At 55.9% G+C, this 10,555-nt stretch carries 12 protein-coding genes; all 12 read left to right on the top strand.

The genetic code is table 11. From position 1 onward, the window contains the following. Positions 1 to 2,039: 2,039 nt before the first annotated feature. Positions 2,040 to 2,270 carry a hypothetical protein gene (locus tag Q0Z93_RS03350; protein ID WP_298062552.1) on the top strand — a complete coding sequence of 77 codons (231 nt, stop codon included), beginning with the start codon at positions 2,040 to 2,042 and terminating at the stop codon, positions 2,268 to 2,270. Beyond that, positions 2,239 to 2,505, top strand: a complete 267-nt coding sequence (locus Q0Z93_RS03345; protein WP_298062550.1) for a TlpA disulfide reductase family protein — start codon at positions 2,239 to 2,241, stop codon at positions 2,503 to 2,505. Before Q0Z93_RS03350 ends, Q0Z93_RS03345 begins: the two co-directional genes overlap by 32 nt. A gap of 281 nt (positions 2,506 to 2,786) precedes the next feature. Further along, complete coding sequence (gene rpsL, locus Q0Z93_RS03340) at positions 2,787 to 3,176, top strand: 30S ribosomal protein S12 (RefSeq protein WP_298062548.1); 390 nt, start codon at positions 2,787 to 2,789, stop codon at positions 3,174 to 3,176. 140 nt (positions 3,177 to 3,316) lie between these two features. Continuing rightward, positions 3,317 to 3,793 carry a 30S ribosomal protein S7 gene (rpsG, locus tag Q0Z93_RS03335; protein ID WP_298062547.1) on the top strand — a complete coding sequence of 159 codons (477 nt, stop codon included), beginning with the start codon at positions 3,317 to 3,319 and terminating at the stop codon, positions 3,791 to 3,793. A 21-nt stretch (positions 3,794 to 3,814) separates the two neighbouring features. Continuing rightward, positions 3,815 to 5,932 (top strand): elongation factor G, encoded by a 2,118-nt coding sequence (gene fusA / locus Q0Z93_RS03330; RefSeq protein ID WP_298062545.1) that lies wholly within the window; start codon positions 3,815 to 3,817, stop codon positions 5,930 to 5,932. Then, the gene (gene rpsJ, locus Q0Z93_RS03325) at positions 5,932 to 6,237 is read left to right on the top strand and encodes a 30S ribosomal protein S10 (RefSeq protein ID WP_027290546.1); all 306 of its coding nucleotides are present in this window, start codon (positions 5,932 to 5,934) and stop codon (positions 6,235 to 6,237) included. Before fusA ends, rpsJ begins: the two co-directional genes overlap by 1 nt. Positions 6,238 to 6,485: 248 nt before the next feature. Continuing rightward, complete coding sequence (locus Q0Z93_RS03320; RefSeq protein ID WP_298062542.1) at positions 6,486 to 7,562, top strand: BF3164 family lipoprotein; 1,077 nt, start codon at positions 6,486 to 6,488, stop codon at positions 7,560 to 7,562. A 266-nt stretch (positions 7,563 to 7,828) separates the two neighbouring features. Then, on the top strand, positions 7,829 to 8,446 hold the full coding sequence (gene rplC, locus Q0Z93_RS03315; protein WP_298062540.1) for a 50S ribosomal protein L3: 618 nt from the start codon (positions 7,829 to 7,831) through the stop codon (positions 8,444 to 8,446). A gap of 23 nt (positions 8,447 to 8,469) precedes the next feature. Continuing rightward, positions 8,470 to 9,111 (top strand): 50S ribosomal protein L4, encoded by a 642-nt coding sequence (rplD, locus tag Q0Z93_RS03310; RefSeq protein WP_298062539.1) that lies wholly within the window; start codon positions 8,470 to 8,472, stop codon positions 9,109 to 9,111. A 25-nt stretch (positions 9,112 to 9,136) separates the two neighbouring features. Continuing rightward, complete coding sequence (gene rplW / locus Q0Z93_RS03305) at positions 9,137 to 9,427, top strand: 50S ribosomal protein L23 (protein WP_298062537.1); 291 nt, start codon at positions 9,137 to 9,139, stop codon at positions 9,425 to 9,427. A 5-nt stretch (positions 9,428 to 9,432) separates the two neighbouring features. Continuing rightward, positions 9,433 to 10,257 (top strand): 50S ribosomal protein L2, encoded by an 825-nt coding sequence (gene rplB / locus Q0Z93_RS03300; protein ID WP_298062535.1) that lies wholly within the window; start codon positions 9,433 to 9,435, stop codon positions 10,255 to 10,257. 17 nt (positions 10,258 to 10,274) lie between these two features. Continuing rightward, a complete protein-coding gene (gene rpsS, locus Q0Z93_RS03295; protein WP_294592635.1) occupies positions 10,275 to 10,544 on the top strand; it encodes a 30S ribosomal protein S19 in 270 nt (89 codons plus the stop codon). The last annotated feature ends 11 nt before the right edge of the window (positions 10,545 to 10,555 follow it).

Genomic DNA, 10,555 nt, shown 5'->3' with positions numbered 1-10,555 from the left:
AGACCGCTTGCGGGCTATGCCGAGGTAGCGCGAGGAAAACAAGCGAAGCGAAGTTAAAGAGAACAGTACCCTCAAACCGGGTGTACAATAAAACTTACGATTTATTTTAGTCGTTGCGATCCGGAGGATGCTCAGCGGGCTGTTGCCCAGGTACAGATGAAACGCTCGACACAGCAGAGCCGGGGAACGCCAGCGCGAAACCACAGAGAACCGTATCCTCCGGGAAGAAAAGCAAGTAATGAAAAAATCGGATATTAAGGCAGGGAGCGTTCGGTTTCCAGAGTGTCCGTCAGCGTTTGCGCAGCGTTGCGGACAGAGTGAACGATAAATTCAACAGCCCACTGATCCCGCGCCGAGCGGCCAGGGATTAGTTATTCCCAATCAAGGGCATCCGGCGGTGCGAATGATCGCCGCCGGATGTAGCCCAGCGGCTGTTTATGCTTTGTGTGCGCGCGGTTCCCGCCCCGGGCTACCGCGACTTCGGTCGTGCAGGGTACGAGGGCGAGATCAGGAACGTCGGCAACAACGGGATGAGTTGGTCGTCCACGGTCAGCGGAACCAGCGCGTTCTACTTGGACTACAACACGACGAACCTCCGTGCCAGCAACGCGCATAATCGAGGCCACGGCTTTCCGGTGCGGTGCCTCCAAGCATTTATCGGGGGCCCCTGCCCCATATACCGGAAGAGGTCAGGGGTGTTTTGTTCCGGAGTGCCGGCGCCGACAGAAAGGTTCCGGCAGAGCGAACGATAAATTCAGCGGCCCACTGATCCCGCGCCGAGCAGCCGGGATTAGTTATGGAAACGACTGGAGCCACAGCAATACGTTGCTTCAGCCGGAACGAGCGGCCGCAGCCGCTTTCCGGCAGTGCGCGGTGCCCGCCCCGGGCTACCGCGACTTCGGTCGGACACCCAATGAGGGCATAGCTTGCGGCGTCGGCGACTTTGGGTACAGTTGGTCGTCGGCAGTCAGCGGGACGTACAGCGTGTGGTTGGACTTCAATACGACGCACGTCATTCCCAGCCATAAGCATAACCGTGCCCACGGCTTTCAGGTGCGGTGCCTCCAAGAATTTATCGGGGCCCCTGTCATATGCCGGAAGAGGCCGGCGGGGTGTTTGGTTCCGGAGTGCCGGCGCGCGGAAGCGTTCCGGCAGAGCGAATGGTAAATTCAGCGGCCCACTGAGCCGGCCTATCGGGCCGGCATTAGTTATCAAAACGACTGGAGCCACAGCAACACGTTGCTTCAGCCGGAACGAGCGGCCGCAGCAGCTTTCCGGCAGTGCGCGGTTCCCGCCCCGGGCTTCCGCGACCCAGGCATCTACGGCGCCGGTGGCGGATTGAGGAATGTCGGCAACTATGGGATGAGTTGGTCGTCCACTGTCAGCGGAACCAACGCGTGCTACTTGGACTACGGCTCGACGGCTCTCAATTCCGGCAACGCGCATAACCGCGCCCACGGCTTTCAGGTGCGGTGCCTCCAAGAATTTACCCCGACACCCCGCTTTCATACACCCTGAACTCGACCGGCCATGCCCGCCCTTTCTCCGCAATCCGAACCGGCACACTGCCATTCGAGCGCTTGGAAACGGCGGGCTTTTCCACTTCCGGCGGCGGTGGGTGCGTCGGTTTTCTGGTTCTCGCTAACTGCGCTTCGCTTGTTTTGCCTCCGGCTTCCTCGCGCTACCTCGGCATATTCCGCCAGCGGCCTCTGCCCTCGGAACGCTGCTCGGTTCCTCCTTGCCGCTCACCATAGTCCGCCAGCGGCCTCTGGATTCGCTGGCAGCGTCGGTTGTGAACAACCGACGCTGTCAGGTGCCGCTCGGCACTCGAACCGGGCCGCCTCTGCCCTGCATAAGGTGAGCGGCGAGGAAGCCGGAGGCAAAACGAGCGTAGCGAAGTTAAAGAGAACAGTTCCCTCCCGTCGCTAAAGAACGGACTAATATGAAGATTGCGCCACGAAGTACACGTTTTTTCTTTTGTACTTTACCTCGGAATCGCTATTTTTATTATATGTAAAACTACAATTGTAATTTCTGAGATGAAAAAGATTCTTTTGTCAGTATGTGTGGGAGCGATGGCGTTCGGTTTGGGGTCGGCGCAGGCCCAGCGTCGTTGCACGATCGAGGGTCGGGTGCCGGAGTCGGAGAACGGGCAGACGGTTTACCTGAACGCGTACGGGGTGAGTCAGCCGCTGGACAGCGCGGTGGTGCGGGCCGTGCCGGCAAGAGACGCCGATCGTGGCCAAGGCTTACGAAAAATACAAGGATAAAGGGCAGGAGGTGCTTGGGCTTTTTGTTTGGGACCAGCTGAAGAATTTGGGCAAGGCGGTGAAAGATTTGAAGATTACTTGGCCGCAGCTGATCGACTCGAACGGCGTGGCGTGTGGTTTGTACGGGGTGTCGGGGATTCCGCACATCATCCTGTTCGGGCCGGACGGCACGATCATAGCGCGGAGCTTGCGCGGCGAACGTATCGAACAGGAGATTGCCGAACACATCCGGTAAGTTGATCCGAAATTTCTCGGACGAATAAAAAACGTATGGGGTGGAAAGACCGTGCACGGTCTTTCCACCCCATACGTTTTTTCTCCGCCCTCGTCAGCTCCGGCACGCCACAGGAAGGAGGGCTCCGCTGCGGAAACGGAATCCTTCCCGACGGGGCTGCCGAGGTGGTTGCGAAAGAAAAATATGCGGTTCGGATAGAAAAGGTGTTGAAAATCAAAAAACAGTGCGTATCTTTGCGCACCGATTTTGTGTAATCCAAAAAACAAACAGAAAAAAACAACATGCCAACTATCCAACAGTTAGTACGTAAAGGAAGGACGGACGTGGCGTACAAGAGCAAGGCTCCGGCCTTGGAGGCTTGTCCGCAGCGTCGCGGGGTCTGCGTGCGTGTCTACACCACCACCCCGAAGAAACCGAACTCGGCGATGCGTAAAGTCGCCCGTGTGCGGCTCACGAATGGCAAGGAAGTCAACGCCTACATTCCGGGCGAAGGACACAACTTGCAGGAACACTCCATCGTATTGGTGCACGGCGGCCGTGTCAGGGACTTGCCGGGGGTGCGCTACCACTTGGTGCGGGGGACGCTCGACGCCGCAGGGGTCGACGGACGGAACCAGCGCAGATCCAAGTACGGAACCAAACGGCCCAAGGCGGGGGCGGCGAAGAAATAACATTTTCCACACCTTTACCCCCACTGTCATTCGGTTCGAGAACCGTATTTTAGTAAACAACACACACTAATTTCATCGGCCGCCGGCCTTCCGGCTCCGCAACCCACGGAGCGAACCGCGCGGCGAAACAAAAAAACAAAATGAGAAAAGCGAAGCCTAAAAAGCGAATTCTACTTCCTGACCCCAAGTTCGGCGACGTGCTGGTCACCCGGTTCGTCAATAACTTGATGTTAGACGGTAAGAAGAGTATTGCGTACGGTATTTTCTATGACGCCATAGACATCGTAGGCGAGAAGATGAAGGACACGGAAAAGGCTCCTTTGGAAATCTGGAAAAAAGCGCTGGAAAACATTACCCCGCAAGTCGAAGTCAAATCTCGGCGCGTCGGCGGGGCAACCTTCCAAGTACCTATGGAAGTGCGTCCGGAGCGTAAAATTTCGTTGAGCATTCGGTATCTCCTCCAATTCTCGCGGAAACGCGCCGGTCGTTCGATGGCAGAAAAACTCGCCGCAGAGATTATCGCGGCATACAATGAAGAAGGCGGTGCTTTCAAACGCAAGGAAGAGATGCACCGGATGGCGGAAGCCAACAAAGCATTCGCACACTTCAGATTCTAACCGGATTACAGGACACAGTTTATGGCAAGAGACCTTAAATACACCAGAAACATCGGTATCATGGCCCATATCGACGCGGGCAAGACTACCACGACGGAACGTATCCTGTTTTACACCGGTAAGACACACAAAATCGGGGAAGTTCACGAAGGCGGGGCGACCATGGACTGGATGGTGCAGGAACAGGAGCGCGGGATTACCATTACCTCGGCCGCAACCACCGCTTTCTGGAACTACAAAGACAACACCTACCAGATCAACATTATCGACACTCCGGGACACGTCGACTTTACCGTCGAAGTGGAACGCTCGCTGCGGGTCTTGGACGGGGCGGTGGCCACGTTCTGCGCGGTAGGGGGCGTCGAACCGCAGTCGGAAACCGTGTGGCGGCAGGCAGACAAGTACAATGTCCCGCGGATCGGGTACGTCAACAAGATGGACCGGACAGGGGCGGACTTTGCAGGGGTTTGTGCGCAGGTGCACGAACGCTTGGGAGCCAATGCGGTGCCGGTCGTGCTGCCCATCGGCGCGGAAGACAAGTTCCAGGGGGTTATCGACCTGGTATACAACCGGGCTTACATCTACTTCGATGATAAGACCGTGCGGGATAATTACCACATCGAAGAAATTCCGGAAAACCTCAAGGCTGAAGCGGCGGCGGCGCGGGCGAAACTCATCGAGGAGGTGGCTGCGTCGGACGATGCGCTGATGGAAAAATTCTTTGAAGACCCGGATACCATTACGCCGGAAGAGATCGTCGTGGCCTTGCGGAAGGCGACCATTAATATGTCAGTGGTGCCGATGCTCTGCGGATCGTCGTTTAAGAACAAAGGGGTGCAGCTGCTGCTGGACTCGATCGTCGCTTACCTGCCGTCGCCGCTCGATGTGGAGGCGATCGTAGGGACCGATCCGCGGACGGGCGAAGAGACCAAACGGCATCCGAACGAATCGGATCCGTTCTGCGCGCTGGCGTTCAAGATCGCGACCGACCCGTTTGTGGGGCGGCTCGGATTCATGCGGGTCTATTCGGGGAAACTGGATGCAGGATCGTACACTTTCAACTCCCGCTCGGGGAAGAAGGAACGGATCTCGCGGATTTACCAGATGCACGCCAACAAACAGAACCCGATCGAATTTGTCGGAGCAGGGGACATCGCTGCGGCGGTAGGGTTCAAGGAAGTGCGCACGGGGGATACCTTGTGCGACGAGAACCATCCGATCGTACTCGAATCGATGACCTTCCCGGAACCGGTGATCGGGCTCGCGATCGAACCGAAGACCCAGAAAGACCTGGACAAGCTCGGGGTAGGGCTGGGGAAACTGGCAGAAGAAGACCCGACCTTTACCGTCAAGACCGACGAAGATTCCGGGCAGACGGTGATCTCGGGGATGGGCGAACTCCACCTGGAAATTATCGTAGACCGCCTGAAACGCGAATTCGGGGTCGAAATCAACCAGGGGGCGCCGCAGGTCAACTACAAGGAAGCGCTTACCGGGACGTACGAACACCGCGAAGTGTTCAAGAAACAGACCGGGGGACGCGGTAAATTCGCAGATATTATCTTTGAAATCGGCCCGGCTTCGTCGAAAGAGGTCTCCGGCTTGGAATTTGAAGATATTGTCAAAGGGGGGAATATCCCGAAAGAATTTATCCCGGCCGTGCAGAAAGGGTTTGCCACTGCGATGGCGAATGGGGCGCTGGCCGGCTATCCGATCGACGCCATGAAAGTGACCTTGAAAGACGGCTCGTTCCACCCGGTGGACTCCGATGCGCTGTCGTTTGAAATCTGCGCCAGAAACGGGTTCCGGCATGCGGCAGTCAAAGCCAATCCGGTGATCATGGAACCGATCATGGCCGTCGAAGTCGTGACCCCGGAAGAAAACATGGGGGACATCATCGGCGACCTCAATAAGCGGCGGGGGCAGATCTCCGGGATGGAAACCAAGGGGAATGCGCGGGTGGTCAAGGCCAAAGTGCCGCTGGCAGAGATGTTCGGCTATGTGACGGTGTTGCGGACCATTTCGTCGGGACGGGCGACCAGCTCGATGGAATTCTCGCACTTTGAAGCCGTGCCGGGCAATATCTCCAAGGAGATCATCGAAAAAGCAAGTGGTAAATTCAAAAACGAAGACGAATAATGAGCCAGAAAATCAGAATAAAACTCAAATCGTACGATCACAATCTGGTGGACAAGTCCGCCGAAAAGATCGTCAAGACGGTGAAATCGACGGGCGCGGTGGTCAGCGGGCCGATTCCGCTGCCGACCAACAAGAAGATATTCACCATCAACCGGTCGACTTTCGTCAACAAAAAATCGCGCGAACAGTTCCAACTCTCTACGTTCAAGCGGATTCTGGACATCTACAGCTCGACCTCCAAGACGATCGATGCCTTGATGAAACTCGAACTGCCCAGCGGGGTGGAAGTCGAAATCAAAGTCTGATTGCTTTCGTTTTTTTTAGAGGGTGTCTTATCCCTTTCCGTGAGACACCATGATAATTACTTCAGGCTCGGGGGAATGTTCCGCAAAGGACATTCCCCCGAACCTTTTTGTGCGATAACGGACGAAAGTCTTTGCTTCAAAATCCGGTCGGATGCGGATAATTATTTATGAATTGACTAAATTTGCTCTCAGGAAACTCTCCGGCTTCGGAATCTTGCGGAAACGGAGCGAAATAACAGGTTATCGCTATGAAAACAAACATTGTCGTGTGGTGTGTGGGGGCTGCGCTGTGGGGCCTCGTGTCGTGCGGCGGCAGTTCTTCGTCTGTCGGCGAGGCTGTGCCTGAAATCGCCGTGCATGTCGATCCGCTGCCCGGCGACACCTTGATGCTCGGGTACGTCGGATCGGTGACCGTGCGGGATACCTTCCTTTTGCTGTCCGACTTGTACGTTCAGGGTCAGGGCCAGAACGGTGCTTTTCTGCAACTGTACGGCTTTCCTTCGTTGCGGCCTTTGTGCCGGTTCGTCTCCAAAGGGAAAGGGCCCGGCGAGACGCTCGGGATGGCCGGCTATGTTGTCGATGGCGACAGCGTCCGGGTGTTTGTCGGTATGCCGGCACGGATGCTCGTTTATGCGCTGGCCGATTTGGTGCGCGGCGAACGGCAGCCGGCCCGGATCATCCCTTATCCGGCGGAGCAGTGCGAGAATGCGAACGGATTTGGAAAACTGGATTCCGGATTTATGCTCGTGCGGTTTTCGGGCGACCCGGCATCCGGACGCGTGGTGCGGATCGACAGCCTCGGGGGAGTGACAGGAAGTTATTATTCGATTCCGTACCGGCCGGAGGATGTCGAACACTTGGCCGGTTACAGTCCGTATATGGTTACGATGCTTTGGCAGGTTAAGGCGGCGGCAGCGGGCGAGACGGTCGTGCTCGGGACCACGTTGGGCGATGTGCTCGAAATCTACAACCTGCGCGATTCGACCCGGAACCGGGTGGTTCGCGGGCCGGACGGGGTGCCGGAGGTGGGATTTGAGGGAGAAACGATCGTTTTCGGAGTGAAGAGCGGATACCAGGATTTGAAAATCATGGGCGACCGGATCTATGCCATATACCTCGGGGAACGGTTCGGCGAGGCGGAGAATGAGACCGCTGAGGGTAGGGGAAGTATGTTGCGTGTCTTCGATCTGGACGGGAAGTGGCTGAAAACCTATCGGTTGGATCGGAAAATCGGTTGTTTCGACATCCTGCCGGACGGCCGGACGGTGATCGCCGCCGATCCGACGGCGGAGTATCAGCTCTGCACGTTTACTTTGCCGGATTGACCTGAGGGGGGCTCCGGAATTACAGTCAAGCGCCGCCTGCGGTTTCCGCCCGGGCGGCGCTTGGGGCGTTTTATCCCATAGCACACTGAAAATGAAGCGCGAACCCCGAAAAAAATACCCGAAAAATTTGATAATCAACGCAGGAAGCCCTATCTTTGCAGTCGCCTTTGCTCTCTTTATGCAGGTAACTGATTGATAATTAGCAGGCTTGTCGATGAAGAGCGTTGAAAAGGCAGTGGACTATTTACAAATCATTACCAAACAAAATGTCAGGACTAATTGGGAAAAAAATCGGAATGACATCCGTTTTCAGTGCCGAGGGGAAAAACATCCCATGCACTGTGATCGAAGCTGGTCCGTGTGTGGTTACGCAGGTGAAAACCGTCGAAAAAGATGGATATGCGGCGGTGCAGCTTGCCTATGACGACAAAAAGGAAAAACACACCAGCAAGCCGATGATGGGCCATTTCGCCAAGGCGGGCACCACGCCGAAACGGAAAATCGCCGAATTCAAATCGTTTGAAACGATGCCGAACATGGGGGACGTTGTCGGGGTGGACGTGATCACGGAAGGCGAATGGGTCGACGTGACCGGAATCTCGAAAGGGAAAGGTTTTCAGGGGGTTGTGAAACGCCACGGCTTCGGCGGAGTGGGGGGACAGACCCACGGTCAGCACAACCGGCAGCGGCATGTGGGATCGCTCGGGGCCTCGTCCTATCCGTCGCGGGTCTTCAGAGGAAAACGAATGCCGGGAAGGACAGGCGGCGAACAGGTTAAAGTGCTTAACCTGAAAGTGCTCAAGGTCATTCCGGAAAACAACCTGCTGCTCGTGAAAGGATCCATTCCGGGAGCGAAAGGATCGTACTTGTTAATCGAAGGCTAATTTCAAGGGAGGAGACTTAAGTTATGGAATTGAACATACTCGATATCGCCGGGAAAGAAACCGGAAAGAAGATTACCTTGAACGACGCCGTATTCGCGCTCGAACAGCCGAACGACCACGCCATCTATCTGGATGTCAAGCAGTATCTGGCCAATCAACGGCAGGGGACGCACAAGTCGAAGCAGCGGAACGAAGTGGCAGGGTCTACGCGCAAACTCAAGAAACAGAAAGAAACCGGCGGGGCAAGAAGCGGGGCCATTCTGTCGCCTTTGTTTGTCGGCGGAGGGCGTGTTTTCGGGCCGGTGCCGCGCGATTACAGCTTCAAACTCAACAAGAAACTCAAACAGCTGGCCAGGAGAAGCGCCTTGACCTATAAGGCGAAGAATGCGGCGATTACCGTGGTGGACAGCCTCGAAATGCAACCGAAAACCAAAGAATTCGTCGCTGCGGCAAAGAACCTGGGGCTGACGGACAAGAAAACATTGGTGATCCTGTGCGGCGACATGAATAATGCAGGAGTGATCCTTGCCTCGCGGAACCTGCCGAATGTCAAAGTGATCCAGGCGCAGAACCTGAATACTTACGATGTGATGAACGCTGCGCATCTGCTCATCGGCGGGGAAGGAGCCGTGGCAGCCATGCAGCAGGTTTGTGGAATCCAGTAACGAAGACATCTTTTAAAGAAAGATCATGGAAATTTTAATTAAGCCGATATTGACCGAGAAAATGACGGCTCAGGGCGAAAAACTGAACCGCTACGGTTTCATTGTTGATCCGCGCGCCAACAAACTGCAGATCAAAGCGGCGGTGGAAGCTATGTACGGCGTCACGGTTGCAAGCGTGAACACCTGCAACTACGACGGCAAGTACAAGAGCCGCTACACCAAGGCCGGGATGCTCGAAGGGCGCCGGAACCGCTACAAAAAAGCAATCGTCACCCTCGGGGGCGAAGACAAGATCGATTTTTACAGTAATATCTAAAGACGATGGCAGTTAGAAAATTTAAACCGACGACCCCGGGTCAGAGACACAAAATTATCGGCACGTTCGACGATATTACTACTTCGACCCCGGAAAAATCGCTGGTACGTCCGCTCAAATCTTCCGGCGGACGGAACAATACCGGAAAAATGACCATGCGCTATATCGGTGGTGGACACAAACGTCAGTACCGCATCATCGACTTCATGCGCAACAAAGATGGGATGACCGCAACAGTCAAGACCATCGAATACGACCCGAACCGCAGCGCCCGGATTGCGCTGGTGGTTTACGCCGACGGCGAAAAACGCTATATCGTGGCGCCCGTAGGGCTCCAGGTAGGGCAGAAGATCGCCAGCGGCGCGGGCGTAGCACCCGAAGTGGGCAACACGCTATTCCTTTCGGAAATTCCTCTTGGCACCGTTGTACACTGCATCGAACTCACACCGGGGAGGGGGGCCGTTATGGCACGCTCTGCCGGGACTTACGCTCAGCTGCTTGCCCGCGAGGGGAAGTACGCCATCATTAAACTTCCTTCAGGCGAAACCAGAATGGTGCTGACCACCTGTCGCGCAACGGTAGGGACCGTGTCCAACCCGGACCACAGCCTCGAACAGAGCGGCAAGGCGGGACGCAAACGCTGGTTAGGTCGCCGGCCTCGGAACCGCGGCGTCGTGATGAACCCCGTCGACCACCCGATGGGTGGGGGCGAAGGGCGCGCTTCGGGGGGACACCCGCGCTCACGCACCGGTGTTCTGGCGAAGGGCTACAAAACCCGGAACCCGAAGAAGACGACCACCAAGTTCATCGTTTCACGTAGGAATAAATAATTAAAAACAGAGCGTAAATGAGCCGTTCACTGAAAAAAGGACCGTATATCGAACCGAAACTCGAAGGCAAGATTCTCGCCATGAACGACAGTGGCAAGAAATCGGTTATCAAGACATGGTCGAGGGCAAGCATGATTTCGCCTGATTTTGTGGGACATACCTTAGCGGTGCACAACGGGAATAAATTCATCCCGGTGTATGTGACCGAAAACATGGTGGGACACAAGTTGGGCGAGTTTGCACCGACCCGCAGCTTCCGCGGTCACGGAGGAAACAAGAAAAAATAGTGTTAAACCGA

The organism is uncultured Rikenella sp. (assembly GCF_947628055.1).
GTDB lineage: Bacteria > Bacteroidota > Bacteroidia > Bacteroidales > Rikenellaceae > Rikenella.
The sequence above is the reverse complement of the archived record's forward strand: the minus strand, read 5'-3'. Positions and strand labels throughout refer to the sequence as shown.